The 18,507-nt window shown below is 72.4% G+C and carries 18 protein-coding genes; 16 read left to right on the top strand and 2 right to left on the bottom strand.

All coding sequences use genetic code 11. The features are described from left to right. The first annotated feature begins 197 nt into the window (after window positions 1-197). From ACIBQ1_RS16505 to ACIBQ1_RS16490, 4 genes are all read left to right on the top strand, one after another. Complete coding sequence (locus ACIBQ1_RS16505) at window positions 198-1,103, top strand: ATP-binding cassette domain-containing protein (RefSeq protein WP_397278246.1); 906 nt, start codon at window positions 198-200, stop codon at window positions 1,101-1,103. Beyond that, a complete protein-coding gene (locus ACIBQ1_RS16500; RefSeq protein ID WP_397278245.1) occupies window positions 1,100-1,891 on the top strand; it encodes an ABC transporter permease in 792 nt (263 codons plus the stop codon). The genes ACIBQ1_RS16505 and ACIBQ1_RS16500 overlap by 4 nt, the downstream gene beginning before the upstream one ends. Before the next feature lie 103 nt (window positions 1,892-1,994). Continuing rightward, the gene (locus tag ACIBQ1_RS16495; RefSeq protein ID WP_397278243.1) at window positions 1,995-3,323 is read left to right on the top strand and encodes a sensor histidine kinase; all 1,329 of its coding nucleotides are present in this window, start codon (window positions 1,995-1,997) and stop codon (window positions 3,321-3,323) included. Then, window positions 3,314-3,958 carry a response regulator gene (locus ACIBQ1_RS16490; protein ID WP_397278241.1) on the top strand — a complete coding sequence of 215 codons (645 nt, stop codon included), beginning with the start codon at window positions 3,314-3,316 and terminating at the stop codon, window positions 3,956-3,958. The genes ACIBQ1_RS16495 and ACIBQ1_RS16490 overlap by 10 nt, the downstream gene beginning before the upstream one ends. A gap of 21 nt (window positions 3,959-3,979) precedes the next feature. Here the strand turns inward: ACIBQ1_RS16490 and ACIBQ1_RS16485 are convergent, their stop codons facing one another. Then, on the bottom strand, window positions 3,980-4,687 hold the full coding sequence (locus ACIBQ1_RS16485) for a sulfotransferase family protein (protein WP_397278239.1): 708 nt from the start codon (window positions 4,685-4,687) through the stop codon (window positions 3,980-3,982). Window positions 4,688-4,810: 123 nt separating this feature from the next. On the opposite strand from ACIBQ1_RS16485, the gene ACIBQ1_RS16480 reads away from it, so the two are divergent. From ACIBQ1_RS16480 to ACIBQ1_RS16465, 4 genes are all read left to right on the top strand, one after another. Further along, window positions 4,811-5,305: a DinB family protein gene (locus ACIBQ1_RS16480; RefSeq protein ID WP_397278237.1), complete on the top strand. Its 495-nt coding sequence runs from the start codon at window positions 4,811-4,813 to the stop codon at window positions 5,303-5,305. An 84-nt stretch (window positions 5,306-5,389) separates the two neighbouring features. Continuing rightward, on the top strand, window positions 5,390-6,907 hold the full coding sequence (locus ACIBQ1_RS16475) for a circularly permuted type 2 ATP-grasp protein (RefSeq protein WP_397278235.1): 1,518 nt from the start codon (window positions 5,390-5,392) through the stop codon (window positions 6,905-6,907). Between the two features lie 19 nt (window positions 6,908-6,926). After that, window positions 6,927-7,817, top strand: coding sequence for an alpha-E domain-containing protein (locus tag ACIBQ1_RS16470; protein WP_397278233.1), 891 nt, complete (start codon window positions 6,927-6,929; stop codon window positions 7,815-7,817). Beyond that, window positions 7,802-8,614: a transglutaminase domain-containing protein gene (locus ACIBQ1_RS16465; RefSeq protein ID WP_397278231.1), complete on the top strand. Its 813-nt coding sequence runs from the start codon at window positions 7,802-7,804 to the stop codon at window positions 8,612-8,614. Before ACIBQ1_RS16470 ends, ACIBQ1_RS16465 begins: the two co-directional genes overlap by 16 nt. Here the strand turns inward: ACIBQ1_RS16465 and ACIBQ1_RS16460 are convergent. Beyond that, the gene (locus ACIBQ1_RS16460) at window positions 8,595-9,818 is read right to left on the bottom strand and encodes an MFS transporter (RefSeq protein WP_397278229.1); all 1,224 of its coding nucleotides are present in this window, start codon (window positions 9,816-9,818) and stop codon (window positions 8,595-8,597) included. The two genes, ACIBQ1_RS16465 and ACIBQ1_RS16460, sit on opposite strands and share 20 nt — an antisense overlap. A 117-nt stretch (window positions 9,819-9,935) precedes the next feature. On the opposite strand from ACIBQ1_RS16460, the gene ACIBQ1_RS16455 reads away from it, so the two are divergent. The 8 genes from ACIBQ1_RS16455 (at window position 9,936) to ACIBQ1_RS16420 (ending at window position 18,454) form a co-directional block, all read left to right on the top strand. After that, window positions 9,936-10,922 (top strand): LysR substrate-binding domain-containing protein, encoded by a 987-nt coding sequence (locus ACIBQ1_RS16455; protein ID WP_397278227.1) that lies wholly within the window; start codon window positions 9,936-9,938, stop codon window positions 10,920-10,922. A gap of 19 nt (window positions 10,923-10,941) precedes the next feature. Then, on the top strand, window positions 10,942-11,727 hold the full coding sequence (locus ACIBQ1_RS16450; RefSeq protein WP_397278225.1) for an NUDIX domain-containing protein: 786 nt from the start codon (window positions 10,942-10,944) through the stop codon (window positions 11,725-11,727). Window positions 11,728-11,882: 155 nt separating this feature from the next. Further along, a complete protein-coding gene (gene boxB / locus ACIBQ1_RS16445; RefSeq protein ID WP_397278223.1) occupies window positions 11,883-13,292 on the top strand; it encodes a benzoyl-CoA 2,3-epoxidase subunit BoxB in 1,410 nt (469 codons plus the stop codon). Window positions 13,293-13,418: 126 nt separating this feature from the next. Beyond that, window positions 13,419-14,381 carry an adenylate/guanylate cyclase domain-containing protein gene (locus ACIBQ1_RS16440; RefSeq protein WP_397278221.1) on the top strand — a complete coding sequence of 321 codons (963 nt, stop codon included), beginning with the start codon at window positions 13,419-13,421 and terminating at the stop codon, window positions 14,379-14,381. A 230-nt stretch (window positions 14,382-14,611) separates the two neighbouring features. After that, window positions 14,612-15,091 carry a SigE family RNA polymerase sigma factor gene (locus ACIBQ1_RS16435; protein ID WP_397278219.1) on the top strand — a complete coding sequence of 160 codons (480 nt, stop codon included), beginning with the start codon at window positions 14,612-14,614 and terminating at the stop codon, window positions 15,089-15,091. Further along, the gene (locus ACIBQ1_RS16430) at window positions 15,088-16,116 is read left to right on the top strand and encodes a hypothetical protein (RefSeq protein ID WP_397278217.1); all 1,029 of its coding nucleotides are present in this window, start codon (window positions 15,088-15,090) and stop codon (window positions 16,114-16,116) included. Before ACIBQ1_RS16435 ends, ACIBQ1_RS16430 begins: the two co-directional genes overlap by 4 nt. A 5-nt stretch (window positions 16,117-16,121) precedes the next feature. Further along, on the top strand, window positions 16,122-16,880 hold the full coding sequence (locus tag ACIBQ1_RS16425) for an aminotransferase class IV (protein WP_397278215.1): 759 nt from the start codon (window positions 16,122-16,124) through the stop codon (window positions 16,878-16,880). A gap of 56 nt (window positions 16,881-16,936) precedes the next feature. Next, a complete protein-coding gene (locus ACIBQ1_RS16420; protein WP_397278213.1) occupies window positions 16,937-18,454 on the top strand; it encodes an acyl-CoA synthetase in 1,518 nt (505 codons plus the stop codon). Window positions 18,455-18,507 lie beyond the last annotated feature (53 nt).

The following is an 18,507-nucleotide window of genomic DNA, read 5'->3' as shown; positions in this document are numbered from 1 at the left end:
GATCCGCAATGCCCGGCGGCACAGGCGAACCAGGCATTTCCGTGCGGTCCGCACCTGATTCGAGGCGGTACATTGTGCCGACCGGGCCGGAGGCGTCCCCGTTCGCCTCCGGCCTGGTCTTTTACGGTTTCCCGCCATCGAAGTCGGCGGCCCGCCCCCATACCCGCCGGGCCCGGCGCTGCCTAGCGTGGGGCGGCGTGATCAGTCTGAAGAGTTTGAGCAAGCGGTACGGCGACCGCCCGGCGGTCGACGACCTGACACTGGAGCTGAAACCGGGCACGGTGACCGGTTTCCTCGGCCCCAACGGGGCGGGCAAGTCGACCACGATGCGCCTGATCCTCGGCCTCGACCGGCCCACCTCCGGCACCGCGCTGATCGGCGGCGTGCCGTACCACCGGATCAGGGACCCGCTGCGCACGGTCGGCGCGCTCCTCGACGCCCGCGCGCTGCACCCGGGGCGCAGCTGCCACGCGCACCTGGTGGCGCTGGCCCGTGCCAACGGCATCCCCCGGCGGCGGGTGGGCGAGGTGCTGGAGACGGTCGGCATGGCCGCGGCGGCACGCAAGCGAGCCGGGGCGCTGTCGCTGGGCATGAGCCAGCGGCTCGGCATCGCGGCGGCACTGCTGGGGGATCCGGAGGTGCTGATGTTCGACGAACCGGTCAACGGGCTCGACCCGGACGGGGTGCGCTGGGTACGCGGGCTCATGCGCTCGCTGGCCGGGGAGGGCCGGACGGTGTTCGTCTCCAGCCACCTCATGACCGAGATGCAGCTCACCGCCGACCACCTCGTCGTGATCGGCAAGGGCCGGCTCATCGCGGACGCGCCGCTGTCCGACGTCATCGCGGGCAGCTCCCTGACGGCCGTGCTCGTCCGCACCCCGCACGCCGGCGATCTCGCGGTACGGCTGCGCGCCGCCGGGATCGCGGTGGACCGGCACGGCGAGAACGAGCTGGAGGCCACCGGCGCCACCCTCGAAACGGTCGGCGACCTGGCGTACGAGGCCGGGATCAGGCTGCACGGGCTGCGCGCCCGGGAGGCCTCGCTCGAACAGGCATACCAGGAGCTGACGGCGGGAAGCGTCGAGTACGGGGTGGGATCATGAGGACGTTGTGGCAGGCGATGGGGGCCGAGTGGGCGAAGCTGTGGTCGGTCAGGTCCACGTGGTGGTGCCTGGCCGGCGCCGCGGCGCTCATGGTGGTGACGGCGCTCACGCTGGGCGGCGCGAGCGCCACCGACGCCCTGCGTGAGGGGCGGACCGGCGTGCGGGTGACGGCGAGCGAGCCGGTGGTGTCGGCGACGTCGTTCGTCCAGTTCGCGCTGGTGGCGCTGGCGATGCTGGCGATCACCTCGGAATACTCGTCCGGGAGCATCCGGGCCACGTTGCAGGCCACGCCCGTCCGAGGGGTGGTGCTGGCGGCGAAAGCGCTGGTGGTGGCGCCGGTGATGGCCGTGACGGGCGTGCTGTCGGGGGCGGTGGCGACGGCGGTCGTCCAGGGGGTGCTGTCCGGCGACCTGTTCGGCGGGCTCGTCGTGTCGCCGATCGGCGAGGTCGTGCCGGACCTGCTCGGGGTCGGGGCGTTCTTCGCGCTGGTGTCGGTGATGACGCTCGGCGTCGGCGCGGCGATGCGCAGCGCGGCGGGCACGCTGACCGTGGTGTTCATGCTGCTCATGGGGCTGCCGTTGATGTTGTTGATGACGGGGAGCCAGGTGGCGCTGGACGCCTCGCTGCGGATGCCGACGTTCGCGGGGCTGGCGTTCATGGGGAGCGCGGACAACCTGGCCGGCGGGCCGATGCCGTACCCGGCGGGGGAGGGGCTGGCCTGGCTCCTCGCCTGGACGGCGGCGGCCCTGGCGGCGGGCCACGCGGTGCTGCGCCGCCGTGACGCCTAGCGCGGCGCGCATGGTCCGGGGGCGCATGGTCCGGGGGCGCATGGTCCGGGGGCGCGTGATCCGGGGGCGCGTGATTCGGGGGCTGGGCCTAGAATTCACGCCCGTGTCAGGCAGCAGGGCGGCGCGGGTGCTGGCCGGGGTCGTTCTCGGGATGGTCCTCGGCCTCGTCGAGCTGGCCTTCCTGTGCGTGGCGGGGCCCGCGTGCCTGGTCCCCGCCGCCCGGCCGGCCGCCGTACGGGGGCTGGACAGGCTCATGGCGCTGGAGCGGGCCAGGCTGTCCAGCTGGCTCGGGCACGAGGTGACGCGGCGGGACGGCGGGTTCGGGTTCCTCGCCGCGCGCGCCGTCCTGGGGGTCCTGGGCGGGTACCTGTGCGCGGCGGGCCTGTTCCTCAGCGGGCTCCTGCTGGCCGGCGGCCTGTGGGAGCTCGCATGGGGGCCGGCCCACCCGGTGCCGGTGAAGCTGCCCGGCGTCAGGATCGTCACCAGCAGCGGCGTGCTCGGCCTGACCGGCGGCGCCGCGCTGCTCGTCCTGGTCGCCCTCGCGGCCCTGGCCGTCGGATCGCTCGAACGGCGGCTGGCCGACCACTTCCTCGGCCCCGGCAGCCACGAGCTGATGCGCCGCCGGATCGCCGAGCTGACCGCCACCCGCTCCGGGATCGTCCGGGCCGTGGACGACGAGCGGCGCAGGATCGAACGCGACCTCCACGACGGCGTCCAGCAGCGCGGCGTCGCGCTCGCCATGCTGCTGGGCCGCGCCCGGCACAGCGCCGACGGGGGGAGGACCGCCGAACTGGTCGCCCAGGCTTACACCGAGTCGCGCCAGCTCCTCGACGAGCTGCGCAGCGTGGCCTGGCGCATCTACCCGACCGCGCTGGACGAGCTGGGGCTGCGCGCCGCGCTGGCGGGCGTCGCCGAGCGGTCGAGCGTGCCGGTGACCGTGCACGACGGGCTGGCCGGGCGGCCGGTGTCGGAGGTGGAGACCGCGCTCTACTTCGTGGCCCGCGAGGCGATCACCAACGCGGTCAAGCACGCCGGGGCGCGTGACATCCTGGTCGTGCTGACGGAGGACGAGCGGACGGTGGGCGTGGCGATCTCGGACGACGGCACGGGCGGGGCCGACCCGTCGGGCGGCGGGTTGTCGGGGCTGGCGCGGCGCGTGCTGGCGCTCGACGGGGAGTTCACCGTCCGGAGCCCGCCTGGCGGCCCCACCAAGATCGCCGCCATGCTCCCGAAGATCCCGCCCGGCGACCCCTCCGGAGCGGCGTCCGGCGGCTCTCCCGGGACGTCTCGGGGCTCTTCCTGGACGTCCGGGGACGCGCTGTCCGGGGGCATCTCCAGGACGTCCGAGGACGTCTCTGAGGAGCGGCCTAGCGGGCCCGGGGCGTCGCCGAGCGGGCCCGGACCCGGGTCGGGGGCGGGCGCGTGCGGGTGATCCTGGCCGACGACTCCGTGCTGCTGCGCGAAGGGCTCACCCGGCTGCTCGACGACGCCGGCCACGAGGTGGTCGCCGCCGTCGGCGACGCCCCCGCGCTGCTCGCCGCCGTCGAGCGGCACCACCCCGACGTGGCCGTGATCGACGTACGCATGCCGCCCGGCCACAAGGACGAGGGGCTGCGGGCGGCCCTGGAGATCCGCGAACGCCACCCCGGCGTCGGCGTGCTGGTCCTGTCGCAGTACGTCGAGCAGCACTACGCGGCCAGACTCCTGGCCGGCTCCACGCGGGGCCTCGGCTACCTCCTCAAGGACCGGGTCTCGGAGGTGGCCGACTTCCTCGACTCGCTCGAACGCGTACGCGCCGGCGGGGCCGCGTTCGACCCCGAGGTGGTGCGGCAGCTCATGGCCCGCACCACCCACGCCGACCCGCTGAGCGGCCTGAGCCCGCGCGAGGGCGAGGTGCTGCGGCACCTCGCCCAGGGCTTCGTGAACGCGGCCATCGCCGAGCGCCTGCACGTCTCGCTCAGCACGGTCGAGAAGCACGTCAACGCCATCGTGGAGAAGCTCGACCTGCCCCGCGACCCCGACTACAGCCGCCGCGTCCTGGCCATCCTCCGCTACCTGGACACGTGAGACCCGGGCGGCGCGCGGGCCTCACGCCCGCCGGGTGAACGGCGAGTCGATCGTGCCCCCGGACATCAGCCGCTCCAGGGTCTCCCGGATGGCCTGGGAGTCGTTCAGGTGCGGGAACGGCTCCCCGCCGGGGACGTCCACCCCCAGGAACCGGCAGAGCGGCTCCCACCCTTCGCGCACGTCGAACACCAGCAGCCGTTCGGCGGGCAGGCTCTCCTTGACCGTGGCGACGTGCCGCTCGAACACCGCGACCGCCTCGTCCTCGTCCGGCAGCCCCTCCCTCAGGCTGCTCCTGCCCTCGAACACGGACGAGGTGATCAGGTCCATCACCGGGCTGAGCCGCATCAGCCCGCCGAAGACGGCCGCCGCCGCCTCGGGCAGGTCCTCCGGGAGCTCCCGCCCCGGGCCGATGGAGACGAGCGTCTGCATGCTGCGGTACCAGGCGTGCGGGTCGCGGACGGTCAGGACGACCTTCGCGTCCGGGTACGCCTCCGCCTGCTCCTTCCAGAAGAAGGACGCCGGCCAGTCCTGGGCCGAGCGGAAGCCGTCGAAGACGTGTTCCCAGTCCACCTGCGCGCCTTCGGCCAGGGGCAGCCATCTGTCGACGCGGGACGGGTCGCTCATGATCGTGAACATGTGGTGGCACGGTCCGAACCCGAGCCGTTCGAGTGCCGCTTTCATCGAGCTGGTTCCGGTACGCGGGAATCCCGCGCCGATCACCGTGAGCACATTGCCTCCATGGGGTGTTGGCCGGCTGTTTACGATGTTGACTCATGCGAGTCAACGACGCGCCGAAACGTGACAGGGGTTTACTCGACGCGGTGTCGGCCGGGTGCCGCTAGATTCCGATGCATGGCTGAGACCCAGCGCCGCCCGGTGCCCCGCAACGATGGCGGTGAGCTGGACACCGCGATGGCTTTCCTGTCGTTCGCCAGGGACTGCGTGATGAAGAAGACCGACGGCCTGACCGAGGAGCAGTTGCGCCGGGTCCTGGTGGAGTCGGGGACCACGTTGCTGGGCCTGGTCCATCACCTGACTCTCGCCGAACGGCTTTGGTTCGGACATCACGTTGCCGGCCGGGAGTCGGACGATCCCGGGGACGTCGGCATGGAGGTGCCGGCCGGTCGCACGTCCGAGCAGGTCCTGGCCGACTACCGCACGGCGATCGCGGCCAGCGACGCCGCGATCCGGTCCGCCGGCGACCTGGCGGAGCCTGTCGCGATAGCGGTCGCGGGCACGTTCCACTCGGTTCGGTGGGTCGTCGCTCACATGACCAGCGAGACCGTCCGGCATGCCGGCCATGCCGACATCCTGCGGGAACAGATCGACGGCACGACCGGACGGTAGCGGCCGGGGCATCGGGAGTCGCGCCTAAACTCCCCGTAACAGGCGAGGCGATCGGGCGAAACATAAATTCCCTAATCTCCGGACATGGCGGACATCTTCGACGCGTACGTCATGGCCGAAACATGGGACGAGATGTTCGAGCGGGTGAGCGTCCCCCGACCGCAGTACCAGGCGCTGTTCGCCGCCCTCCAGCCGCTCGGGGCACACGAGCTGCGATCAAGGGCGGATCAGCTCGCCAGGATGTTCACCGACCGGGGAGTCACCTTCGACTACGCGGGCGTCGAGCGGCCCTTCCCGCTCGACCTGATCCCAAGAGTGATCGACGCCGCCGAGTGGGACCTGGTGACGCGCGGCGTGCGCCAGCGGATCCGCGCGCTGGAGGCGTTCCTCGACGACGTGTACGGCAGGCGCCAGGTCTTCCACGACGGCGTGGTTCCCTGGCGGCTGCTGCACTCCAGCCCCCACTACCACCGGGAGGCGCACGGCTGGCGCCCGCCCAACGGCGTGCGCGTGCACGTCGGCGGCACCGACCTGATCCGCGACGAGCGGGGCGCGTTGCACGTGCTGGAGGACAACGTCCGCACGCCCAGCGGCGTGAGCTACGTGCTGGAGAACCGGCTCGCCATGACCCGCACGCTCCCCACCCTCTTCTCGGAGCAGTCCGTGCGCCCGGTCGAGGAGTATCCGGCGAGGTTGCTGGCCGCGCTACGCGCCGCCGCGCCCGCCGGCGTGTCCGACCCGACCGTGGTCCTGCTGACTCCCGGCGTCTACAACGCCGCCTACTTCGAGCACGCGCTGCTGGCCCGCCTCATGGGGGTGGAGCTGGTCGAGGGTCGCGACCTGGTCTGCGAGGGCAATCGCCTCTACATGATCACCACGTACGGCCGCCGCCCCGTCCACGTCGTCTACCGCCGGGTGGACGACGACTTTCTCGACCCGCTGCACTTCCGCGGCGACTCCGTGCTCGGCTGCCCCGGCCTGGTGAACGCGGCCCGCAGGGGCAACGTCACGATCGCCAACGGCGTGGGCAACGGGGTGGCCGACGACAAGCTCGTCTACACGTACGTGCCCGACCTGATCGGCTACTACCTGGGCGAGAGGCCGCTGCTGCCGAACGTGGAGACGTACCGGCTGGACGATCCCGACGTGCGCGCGGACGTGCTGGCCCGGGCCGGCGAGCTGGTGCTGAAGCCGGTGGACGGGGCGGGCGGCAAGGGCATCGTGATCGGGCCCGTGGCCACGGACGAGCAGCTGGCGGCGGTGCGGCGGGCCGTACGCGCCGATCCGCGCGGGTGGATCGCCCAGCGGCCGGTGCGGCTGTCCACCTCGCCCACCCTGATCGGCGAGTCGCCCGTGCCGCGCCACATCGACCTGCGGCCGTTCGCCGTGAACGACGGCGACGACGTGTGGCTGCTGCCCGGCGGGCTGACCCGGGTGGCCCTGCCGGAGGGCGAGCTGGTGGTCAACTCCAGCAGGGGCGGCGGCTCCAAGGACACGTGGGTGCTCGGTGAGGCTCCCGCGCCGGCTGTCCCGGCCGCCGTCGCGCCGCCCGCCGCGCAGTGGAGCCCGAGCCGGACGGCCGCCTGGGAGGACGAACAATGACTTCTTCGGAGGTGTTGCCGTGACGAGGCCACTGCTGAGCCGAATCGCCGAGACGCTCTACTGGATCGGCAGGTACGTCGAGCGCGCCGACGACACGGCCCGGCTCCTCGACGTGTCCGTGCACCGCATGCTCGACGAACCCGAGACGTGCCGCTCCATTTTCGCGGTCCTCGGCCTGAGCCCCGTCGCCTCCGTGAGCGCGCCCGCCGTGATCCGGCGCCTGGCCTACGACCTGGACGAGCCGGCCTCGATCGCGGCCTCCATCCGGTCGGCCCGCGACAGCGCCAGGGGTGTGCGCGAGGTGCTGGCCAGCGAGGTGTGGCAGTGCCTGAACGTCACCTGGCACCAGCTGTCCCGGCTGGAGTCGCGGCCGCCGCACGCGTACCTGTCGTTCGTACGGGAGCGGGCCGCCCTGTTCTTCGGGCTCGCGGACACGTCCATGAGCAGGGACGACTGCTGGCGCTTCATCGTGCTCGGCCGCAGCCTCGAACGCGTCGACATGACCACCAGGCTCCTCGCCGTCCACCTGACCAGCGACTGGCGGCTGTTGCTGCAGGCCAGTGGTGCGGACGAGTCGTTCACCAGGACGCACGGGGCGAAGGACGGCGAGGTCCTGGAGTTCCTGCTGCTGGACCGGCTGTTCCCGCGCTCGGTCGTCTACTCGCTGCTGACCGCCGAGAAGTGCCTGCAGGCGCTGGCCCCCGACACGGCCAGGGCCGGGGTGGCCGACTCGGCGCAGGCGGCCATCGGACGGGTGCGGGCGGGGCTGGAGTACACCGACCTGGACGAGCTGAGCGACCGGCTGCCCGAACTGCTCGGCACCCTCCAGGAGGCGTGCGCGGCGGCGGGCGAGGCGATAACGCGGCGGTTCTTCCAGCACAGGGAGGCGATGGCATGGGTTGGCGCCTGAAGGTCTCCCACGTGACGCGGGTGGAGTACGACGGGGAGGCGCACTCGTCCTACAACGAGGTGCGGATGACGCCCGCGCACCACGTCCTGTCCAGCCGCGTCGTGGTGAGCCCGGCCACGACCGTCCAGACGTACGAGGATTACTGGGGGACGACGGTCACGTCGTTCGACGTGATGGAGCCGCACCGGTCGCTGACCGTCGAAGCCGTCAGCAGAGTGGAGACGTCCGGGCCGCGGCGGCCCCGGATGTCCGTCACGGAGCCGGATCCCTCGATGTGCGAGCTGCTCCGGCGCACCCCCAAGACGGCCGTGAACGAGGAACTGGAAGAGCTGGCCAGGACGCAGGCGCTCGGCCGCGACCCGCACGAGAGCGCCGAGGCGATCTGCGAGGTGGTGGCGGCGCGGGTGGAGTACATGCCGGGCTCGACCGGCGTGCGCACCTCCGCACAGGAGGCGTGGGACCTCGGGCAGGGTGTCTGCCAGGACATGGCGCACCTGACCGCCGGGCTGCTACGGGCCGCCGGGCTGCCCGCCCGCTACGTCTCCGGGTACCTGCACCCGCGGCCGAGCGCGGAGATCGGGGAGCCGGTGGAGGGGCAGAGCCACGCGTGGGTGGAGTACTGGGCGGGGGAGTGGCTGCCGCTCGACCCCACCAACCGGTCACCCGTCGGCGAGTCGCACGTGGCGGTGGCCAGGGGGCGGGACTATTCGGACGTGCCGCCGCTCAAAGGCGTCTACCAGGGGTCGCCGGAGAGTCACCAGGAGATCACGGTGACCGTCACCCGCCTGCCCCGCTAGATGCCTTTGAGCGGCGGGTCAGGAGGACGGCGAGGGCCGCCAGCGTCAGCCAGGCCGACGTGAGGCCGATCAGCCAGGCCCAGCCCGCGTGCGCGTACACGACGCTGCCCACCGTGCCGCCCACGCCGCTGCCCAGGTAGTAGCACAGGGTGTAGACGCCGGCCGCGCGGCCGCGGGCGTGCGGGGCCGCGTCGGCGGCGACCCAGGCGGTGGCCATGGCGTGCGCCGCGAAGAACCCGGCGGTCAGTACGGCGAACCCGGTCGCGATCAGCGGCAGCGACGTGTGCGCGGTGAGCACGAAGCCCACCGTCGTCACGGCAAGGGCCGCGACCAGCGCCCTCGTCCAGCCCAGCCGCTCCGCCAGGCGACCGGCGGCGGCCGAGGAGGCGGTACCCATGGCGTAGGAGAGGAAGACGAGGGAGGCGGCGGCGGGGGCGAGCGACAGGGGAGGGGCGGCCAGGCGGAACCCGGCGGCGTTGTAGAGCGCGACGAACGACCCCGTGCCCAGAATCCCGACGGCGAGCGGCCCGATCATGCCCACCCCGAGCCGAGCCCTCCGGGCAGGCCCGGCATCGGACGATCCGGCCGCCGGCGCTCCAGATCCGCCCTCCAGGGTTCCAGATCCGGCCGCCGGGGCTCCAGGTCTGGGCGCCGGGGTCTCTGATCGGGGGCGCGGGGTCGCGTCGTGCGGGAGCGTGAGGACCGCGAACAGCGCGCACAGCAGGGACAACCCCGCCACCGCCAGCAGCGCCCCGTGCCAGCCCATCGGCTCGGCGGCGAATCCGGCGCCGAGGCGTCCCAGCATCCCGCCGACCGAGTTCCCCGCGATCATCGCCCCCACCGCGCCGGGCAGCCGCGCCGTACCGACCGCGTCGGCCAGGTACGCCGCCGCCACCCCGGCGAACCCCGCGACCGCCACCCCCTGGACCGCCCGCATCACCAGCAGCACGGAGAAGGACGGGGCCAGCGGCAGCAGCAGCCCGATGATCGTGGAGGCCGTCACGGACCAGACGATCACCCTCCGCCGTCCCACCAGGCCGGCCAGCCACGCCAGCGGCAGCACGGCCACGGCCAGCGCCCCGGTGGCCACCCCCATGGCCAGCGAGGCGCCGCCGGGATCCAGCCGGAACGCGGCGGCGAGCTGCGGCAGCACGGGCTGCGGCGCGTACAGGAGGGCGAACGTCGACACCCCGGCCGCGGCCATGGCCGCACTTACCCGCCGTGTGTCCAGAACCGGAGGAGCCTCGAGAACCACCACACCTGCAAAGCTAAGCAAGGCTAATAAATACGTCTAATGCGGAAATAGGTGATAATTCATACTGTGGTGGATGAATCTGGTGAGAGGCTGCCGGCCGCCGAGTCCGACGAGAGGCTGGCGGCCCGGCTGGCGCCCGCGCTCGCCCTGCTGGCCGCCGTGGGCGAGACGGGGCACGTGACGCGCGCCGCCGAGTTGCTCGGCATCCCGCAGCCCACGGCCAGCCGCCGCCTGGCCGCCCTCGCGGACCTGGTCGGCGCCCCGCTCGTCGTACCCGCCGGCCGCGGCATCCGCCTCACCCGGGCGGGCTGCACCCTGGCCGCCGCCTCCTCCCGCGCCCTCACCACGATGGCCGCCGCCGCCCGCGAGGTGCGCGAGGAGATCGACCCGGCCTCGGGCCGCGTCGTCCTGGGCTTCCTCCACCTCCTGGGCCGCACCCTCGTGCCGTCCCTCATCGGCGGCTTCCGCGAGCGCCACCCGGACATCCGCTTCAGCCTGGTCCAGGGCTCGCGCCACGACATGATCGAGGAGCTCCGCGCGGGCCGGATCGACCTGGTGTTCGTCGCCCCCATGCCGGTGGACGCCCCGGACCTGGCCGGTGTTCGCCTCGCCGACCAGGAGCTGGTCCTGTCCGTGCCCCCGTCCCACCGCCTCGCGGGGCGGGCGCGGGTGCGGGTGGACGAGCTGGCGGGGGAGGAGCTGGTGACTTTGGAGCCGGGGTACGGCCTGCGCCAGATCACCGACGAGCTGTGCGCGGCGGCGGGGTTCGTGCCGAGGATCGCGTTCGAGGGCCAGGAGACCGAGACCGTGCGCGGTCTGGTGGCGGCCGGACTCGGCGTCGCCGTCCTGCCCCGCTCCGCCCACCCCGCGACGGACGCGACCGCGGCCCCCTCGGGCGTGGTGGAGATCCCGCTGTCTCCCGCGCTGTACCGGACCATCGGGGTGAGCTGGCTCCAGGACGCGCGCCTGCCCCCGGCCGTACGGGCCTTCCGGGACCACGCCCGAGCGGGCACCACCGACCTGGGCCCGGGCTTCCGCCCCGCCACTTCGTGAACCCGTCACACTGGTGGCCATGATTCACGATGGCGATGCCGGTGTGCCGGGTTCGTTGGCGAGGGTGCTCGCGGACGTGACCGCCGAGCGGGTGGCTCAGGACGTGCGGTGGGGCATGCAGCTCCTGCCCGACGGGACCGGACACGACGGGACGGCGGCCGACTGCGACCGGGCCAGGTCCGAGACGGAGGCGGCGGCCGGGGCCGGGGCGCTGACCTGGCGGCACGTCCTGGCCGAGGAGGTGCTGGAGGCGTTCGCCGAGTCGGACCCTGAGCGGTTGCGCGCCGAGCTGATCCAGGTGGCCGCCGTCGCGGTCAAATGGGCCCAGGCCGTCGACCGCCGATCGCCCCTCGACGGTCAGGCGCCGCCGAGGGAACGCTTCCGGGCGATCGTCGACGTGCACGTGCTCCTCCTCCGCGGCTGCGAGGTGCTGCTCGGCAGGCGCGCCGGCACCGGTTACGGCGACGGGCTGTGGCACCTGCCCTCCGGCCACCTCGAAGCGGGAGAGTCGGCGACCGAGGCCGCCGTCAGGGAGGCAGGCGAGGAGGTCGGGGTGGCGATCGACCCGGCCGACCTGAGGTTCGTCCACGTCATGCACCGGGCCCCGGAACGGGTCGGCCTCTTCTTCGCCGCCGACACGTGGACCGGCGAGCCGTACAACGCCGAACCGCACAAATGCTCGGAGATCGCCTGGTGGCCCCTGGACGGCCTGCCGCACGACATGGTCGGCTATCCGGCGGCGGCCATCGCGAACGTGCTCGGCAGCGTGCCCTTCGCCCTGCACGAATGGTCTACACATCGATGATGGGACGCGTGAAGAGGGGAGCCGATCGAGGCTCGCGCTGACGGCCGGCCCGGCCTGCCGGGCCTGCGACCTGACCTCGAACGCACTACATGACCTTGACGTTGGCAATGGCCCCTGTTGAACTTGGAGGTACGGCTGGAGGAGGAGGGCCCGGGATGTCCATCGACTACTCCGAGCGCATACCCAACAACGTCGACCTCGCGGAGGACCGCCGGCTGCGGCGGGCGCTGGAATCGTGGCAGCCGCGCTTCCTGCGGTGGTGGTCGGAGATGGGGCCCGCGCTGCCCACCCGGGACGTCTACCTCCGCACGGCCGTCGCGGTCGGCCGCGAGGGCTGGGCCCATTTCGATCATGTGGCGCTGCCGGACTACCGCTGGGGCATCTTCCTCGCCGAACGCGACACCGACCGGCGCATCGCGTTCGGGCAGAACAAGGGCCGGCCGGTCTGGCAGCAGGTCCCCGGCGAGCACCGGGCCGACCTGATGCGCCTCATCGTCATCCAGGGCGACACCGAGCCCGCCTCGGTCGAGCAGCAGCGGCGGCTCGGCCTCACCGCCCCTTCCCTGTACGACCTGCGCAACCTCTTCCAGGTGAACGTGGAGGAGGGACGGCACCTGTGGGCCATGGTCTACCTGCTGCACGCCTATTTCGGCCGGTCCGGGCGGGACGAGGCCGAGGCGCTGCTGCTGCGCAACTCGGGCAGCGAGGACTCTCCACGCATCCTGGGCGCCTTCAACGAGGAGACGCCGGACTGGCTGTCGTTCTACATGTTCACGTACTTCACCGACCGGGACGGGAAGTACCAGCTGGGCACGCTGAAGGAGTCGGCGTTCGACCCGCTGAGCCGTACCTGCGAGTTCATGCTCAAGGAGGAGGCCCACCACATGTTCGTGGGGACCACGGGCGTGGACCGAGTGGTGGAGCGCACGGCGCAGCTGATGCGCGAGCACGACACCGACGACATCTGGGAGCACGGCGGCATCCCGCTCGACGTCCTCCAGAAGTACATCAACTTCCACTACAGCGTCAGCCTCGACCTCTTCGGCGGCGAGACCTCCACCAACGTGGCCAACTACTTCACCGCCGGGCTCAAGGGGCGGTGGCAGGAGGAACGGCGCAAGGACGACCACCTGCTGACCGAGGCGGTCGCCCTCGTGCCGCGGGTCGAGGGAGGGCGGCCGGCCGACGTCGAGCTGCCCGCGCTCACCGCGCTCAACGCCGACCTGCGCGGCGAGTACAGCGCCGACTGCGGCACCGGCGTCAACCGGTGGAACCGGATCCTCGCCGGCCACGGTCTCGGCGCGGATCTCTACCTGCCGCACGTCGGGTTCAACCGCCAGGTGGGCCTGTTCAGGGGGCACCACATCTCGCCGCACGGGCGCGTTCTCGACCGGCCGGCCTGGGAGGCGTCCCGCGATCTGTGGCTGCCGACGGCCGCGGACAAGGCGCGCGTCCAGGCGCTGATGCGGCCCGTCCACGAACCCGGGAAGATCGCGGCCTGGGTGGCGCCGCCCCGCAACGGCACCAACGGCCGGCCGCTCGACTACGAGTACGTGCACCTGTGACGCCCTGATCCTGCGGCCTGATCCTGCGGCCCGATCTGGCGGTCCGATCCGGCGGCGGGCGCGTCCGGAGCCGATCTCATGGGGAGCGGCGGCGTGACCTGGCCCACAGGGTGTTATCTTGCCTGCGTGGCGGGCTTGGATGGGGACGGGCTGACGGAGGCCTTCCTGCGCGAGCCGCGGCGCTATACCAGCCACCAGGTGGCCTACATGGCAGGGGTGCCGGTCTACCGCGCGCGGCGCTACTGGCGTGCCCTCGGGTTCGCGAACGTGGCCGACGACGCGGTCGAGTTCACCGACTCCGACGTGGAGGCGCTCAGGACGTTGCTCGGGCTGGTCAGCTCGGGCATCTACGACGAGGAGCACATGCTGCTGGTCGCGCGCTCGCTCGGCAGCGCGACGGCCCGGCTGGCCGAGTCGCAGGCCGAGCTGGGCGTCGAGGAGCTCGACCAGTCGGGCGTGCCGCTGTCCGAGCGGCCGCGCGCCTGGCGCCGGCGGGCCGAGCGGGTGGTGCCCGACCTCGCGCGCCTGCTCGTCTACGCCTGGCAGCGCCAGCTCGCCGCCGCCGCGGGGCGCATCGCCGAGCAGGACATGAGCGCCGTACGCCTGGCCGTCGGCTTCGCCGACCTGGTCGCGTTCACCCGGCTGAGCAGGCAGATCACGGGGAGCGAGCTGTCCAGGCTGATCGACAGGTTCGAGGGGCGCTCGGCCGACATCGTGACCTCCACCGGCGGGCGGGTGATCAAGACGCTGGGCGACTCCGTGCTGTTCGTGGCCGACCAGTCGCACGTCGTGGCCGAGATCGCGCTGCGGCTGGTGGAGACGCACGCGAAGATCAAGGACATGCCGGAGCTGCGGGTGGGGCTGGCGGCGGGGCCGGTGATCTGGCGCATGGGGGACGTGTTCGGCACCACGGTCAACCTGGCCAGCCGGCTCACGGCGCTGTCGCTGCCGGGGACCATCCTGGCGGATCCGCAGTTCGCCGAGGAGCTGGAGGGGGACCGGGCCTTCCGGCTGCGCGCCGTCAACCGGCTCTCGGTCCGCGGCCTCGGCGAACTGGCCCCGTTCACGGTCACCCGCGCCGGCTCCTGACCCACCGTCCCGGCCCGCACCGGCACCTCCGCCAACGTCCAACTCCTGGCGGCTCCTGCGCTCCCACGAACGCCCGGCCCGCCTGCGCGCCGCACGGGGTGGCGCGACAGGGGCGGGCGGCGTAGGCGGGCGTGCCCGGCTGGGGGCAAAGCCGCTGCCGGTGTGGGCAACCTGGGGTCGCGGTCGATGCGTCACTACCGTCAGCAGGCTCTCATGAGAGGCGTATCAAGTTGGCGGATAGGGCGATATTTCAGGACTTCGTGCTGGCGAGGTCGGATCGGCTGTTACGCACGGCGTACCTGCTGACCCACGACCGGGCCACCGCGGAGGACCTGCTGCAGGAGGCGCTGGCCAAGGCGTGGTTCGCCTGGGCGGGCATCGACGAGCCCGAGGCGTACGTGCGCCGGGTCCTGGTGACCACGTACACGTCCTGGTGGCGCCGCAGGTGGCGCAGAGAATTGCCCAGCGGGGACCTGCCGGAAGAGCCCGCGCACGACGACGCGGGCAGGCGCGAGGAGCTGTGGCAGGCGGTCGGGCGCCTGCCCGCCAGACAGCGCGCGGTGATCGTGCTGCGCTTCTACGAGGACCTGCCGGTGGCCGAGGTGGCCGCGATCCTGGGCTGCCAGGAGGGCACGGTCAAGAGCCAGACCGCCAAGGCGCTGGCCAAGCTGCGAGTGGACGAGTCGATCGTGAAGGAGCTGCACCGATGACCGTGCAAGACCTGCGTGACGTCCTGCGCGAGCGGGCCGAGGCCCCCTCGCAGGCGAACCCGTACCGGCACGAGCAGGTCAGCTCCCGCATCCGCAGGACTCGCCTGCGCAGGCGGGCGACGGCGGGCGTGGGAGCGATGGCGGCCGTGGTGGTGGCGAGCGCCGTGGTGGGCGTCCACCTTCTCCCCGGTACGGCGCCCGGCGTGATCTCCGCGGCCCGGGTCGAACAGGACATGCCCCCCGGGCTGCCCGAGAAGGTCACCGCCGGCGACGGCACCGAGTACCGTCGCCTGGCCATCGGCACCATTAGGAAGGAGGGCGCGAAGAAGGTCTCGGTCACGGTGCCGGTCTCCGGCAAGCCGCTGGACGTGGCCGTGAGGTGTGACGGCGAGACCGGCGGCGGCACGCCCCGCGTCTCCGTGAACGGGCACGACGACCCCGGGGCCCGGCTCATGCCGTGCGGGAAGGGGATGCAGCTGCGCCCGCTGTCCGTGGTCCAGCGTGGCGCCACGGAGGCTACGGTCACGTTCGACACGACCAGCAGCCGCTGGGGCTGCGTCCAGCGGAAGAAGGACGGGCCGTGCGTGCCGATCAAGCCCAAGTCGGCCACCTGGCACGTGGCCGTCTACGAGTGGACGCCGCCCGCCGAGCCGGTTGAGCCCGAGCCGATCAGGGCCTTCCCCGCCCGGTTGGGCGGGTGGAAGTTGGCCCGTTCGGCGACGGGCGTCTGGGATCGGGACCGGACCTTCACCTTCGTGGTCAGGAGCGCGAGCGGCAAGATCGGCCTCGACCAGCTCTGCACAGGTGAGCTGGCCGCACGGATGTGGTTCAAGGTCCGGATCGACGGCAAGGAGTCGCCGACGGCCACCGGCTGCGGCACCTGGAAGAGCGGTGATTACCCCATGGCCATGACCGAGTTCGCCGTTCCCAAGGGCAGCCGGGTGACGATCACCGGGGGAATGGGCTTCTGGGGCGCGTACACCAACCGCCCGGTGCGATGGTCGGTGGGCGTGTACGTAAAGTAGCTCGCGTGACGGAACGCGCAGCCTTCGAGGGCAGGCTGGTGGACGCCGACGCGCGCCTCATGTGGCAGGCGCGCTACGGCCACTTCACCGCCATGCAGGTCAGGGATCGCCGGGTGCGGGGGCTCGACCTGCACGTCGCCCGGCTGGAAGCGGCCAACGCCGAGCTGTTCGGCGTCCCGGTTGACCGGGGCGCCGTGCTCGCCTCCATCGGGGCCGTGCTCGGCGACGACCTGCGGGACGCGAGCGTACGCGTGTCCGTGGTGGAGTACGCCGACGGCCCCCGCGTCATCGCCACCGCCGTCCCGCCCCACGAGCCGCCCGCCGGCCCGGTGAGCGTCAAGTCGGTCGTCGGCCAGCGCTACCTGCCGCACATCAAGCAGGCGTCCGGCATGATGCAGGCCCACATCGGGCGGCAGGCCGGGCGCGAGGGCTTCGACGAGGCGCTGCTCACCACTGCCGACGGCCTGATCAGCGAGGGCTCGATCACCAACGTGGGCGGCTTCGCCGGCGGGCGCCTGGTCTGGCCGGACGCGCCGATGCTGCGCGGCATCACGATGCAGCTGCTGGAGCGGATGGACGCCCCGCAGGAGCGGCGGCCGTTGAAGGTCGCCGACCTGCAGAGCTTCGACCAGGTCTTCCTCTGCAACTCCTGGGGCGTCTGGCCGGTCGGCGGGGTGGACGGCATCCCGCTGCCCCAGGACGACACGCTGATGGCGCGCGTTCACAAGCATTACGACCGTATTGCGTGGGATCCTCTGGACTGACCCCTTTGTCGGGTACGATCGCCGATCATCGTTCTGCGATCGCAAGGGAAGTCCGCATGACGACTCGCCGGCACGCCATTGGTGATCTCCTCCGCCGCTCCGCCGCCCGCCACCCGGCCAAGACCGCCATCGTCTTCGGTGACCTGCGGCAGAGCTACGCCGACCTCGATCTCGCGGTGAACCGCACGGCCAACGCCCTGGCCGCGCGCGGCGTCGGCAAGGGTGACCGGTTCGCCGTCTTCAGCCACAACAACCACGCGTTCGTGGTGGCGTACTTCGCGCTGGCGCGGCTGGGTGCGATCTCCGTGCCGATCAACTTCATGCTGGGCACGGCGGAGGTCGCGTACATCCTGGAGCACTCCGGCGCGACCGGGATGCTCGTGGAGGAGGCGTTGCTGCCGGTCGCCGCGGCGGCGGCCGGGCCGGAGGTCCGGGTGCGCGGCGTGATCGGGGCGGCCGGCGGCTGGGAGTCGTTCGCGGAGTGGGCGGCCTTCGACGACGCGTCGGAGCCGCAGGCGGAGATCGCCGACGACGACCCGATCCAGCTCATGTACACCAGCGGCACCGAGTCCCGGCCCAAGGGCGCCACGCTGTCGAGCCGCAGCCTGATCGCCCAGTACGTCACCTGCGTCGTGGACGGCGAGATGAGCCGGCACGACGTCGAGATCCACGCCCTCCCGCTCTATCACTGCGCCCAGCTGCACTGCTTCCTGACACCCGGCCTCTACCTCGGCGCCACCAACATCATCCTGCCCGGCGCCACCCCCGCCGCCATCCTGGCCACGATCGAGGGCGAGCGCGCCACCAAGCTCTTCTGCCCGCCCACCGTCTGGATCGGCCTGCTGCGCCACCCCGACTTCGACCGCCGCGACCTGTCGTCCCTGCGCAAGGGCTACTACGGCGCCTCGATCATGCCCGTCGAGGTGCTGAAGGAGATCGCCGCCCGCCTGCCGGACGTCCGCCTGTTCAACTTCTACGGCCAGACGGAGATGGCCCCGGTCGCCACCATCCTCGGCCCGGACGAGCAGCTCACCCGCCTCGGCTCGGCCGGCAGACCCGCTCTCAACGTCGAGACCAGGATCGTCGACGACCAGGACAGGCCCGTGCCGCCCGGCGTGGTCGGCGAGATCGTCCACCGCAGCCCGCACGCCATGCTCGGCTACTGGAACGACCCGGACAAGACCGCGGAGGCGTTCAGGGGCGGCTGGTTCCACAGCGGCGACCTCGGCGTCATGGACGCCGACGGCTACCTGTCCGTGGTGGACAGGAAGAAGGACATGATCAAGTCGGGTGGCGAGAACGTCGCGAGCCGCGAGGTGGAGGAGGCCATCTACGAGCATCCGGCGGTGGCGGAGGCGGCCGTGTTCGGGGTGCCGGACGAGCGCTGGATCGAGGCGGTCACGGCCGCGGTGGTGCTGCGCGAAGGGGGCGGGGTGGCGGAGAACGAGCTGATCGCGTTCCTGCGGGAGCGGCTGGCGGCGTTCAAGACGCCCAAGCGGGTGGTGTTCGTGGACGCCCTGCCCAAGAACGCCTCCGGCAAGGTGCTCAAGCGGGAGCTGCGCGACGCGTTCTGAGCGCGCGGTCCCGAGCCGGCGTCAGCTCGGCGATTTGCGGGCATTCACTCTCG

Origin of the sequence: Nonomuraea sp. NPDC050153, assembly GCF_044460125.1 — a bacterium.
Lineage (GTDB): Bacteria > Actinomycetota > Actinomycetes > Streptosporangiales > Streptosporangiaceae > Nonomuraea.
This window is presented reverse-complemented; position numbering and strand designations above follow the sequence as displayed.

Excerpts from the sequence above, each read along its gene's own strand:
- ACIBQ1_RS16460 (WP_397278229.1), bottom strand. The coding sequence starts at position 9,818 with ATGGCCGCGGCCGGGGTGTCGACGTTCGCCCTCCTGTACGCGCCGCAG.
- ACIBQ1_RS16475 (WP_397278235.1), top strand. The coding sequence starts at position 5,390 with ATGGCGGACATCTTCGACGCGTACGTCATGGCCGAAACATGGGACGAG.
- ACIBQ1_RS16500 (WP_397278245.1), top strand. The coding sequence starts at position 1,100 with ATGAGGACGTTGTGGCAGGCGATGGGGGCCGAGTGGGCGAAGCTGTGG.
- ACIBQ1_RS16465 (WP_397278231.1), top strand. The coding sequence starts at position 7,802 with ATGGGTTGGCGCCTGAAGGTCTCCCACGTGACGCGGGTGGAGTACGAC.
- ACIBQ1_RS16450 (WP_397278225.1), top strand. The coding sequence starts at position 10,942 with ATGATTCACGATGGCGATGCCGGTGTGCCGGGTTCGTTGGCGAGGGTG.
- ACIBQ1_RS16420 (WP_397278213.1), top strand. The coding sequence starts at position 16,937 with ATGACGACTCGCCGGCACGCCATTGGTGATCTCCTCCGCCGCTCCGCC.
- boxB (WP_397278223.1), top strand. The coding sequence starts at position 11,883 with ATGTCCATCGACTACTCCGAGCGCATACCCAACAACGTCGACCTCGCG.
- ACIBQ1_RS16430 (WP_397278217.1), top strand. The coding sequence starts at position 15,088 with ATGACCGTGCAAGACCTGCGTGACGTCCTGCGCGAGCGGGCCGAGGCC.
- ACIBQ1_RS16480 (WP_397278237.1), top strand. The coding sequence starts at position 4,811 with ATGGCTGAGACCCAGCGCCGCCCGGTGCCCCGCAACGATGGCGGTGAG.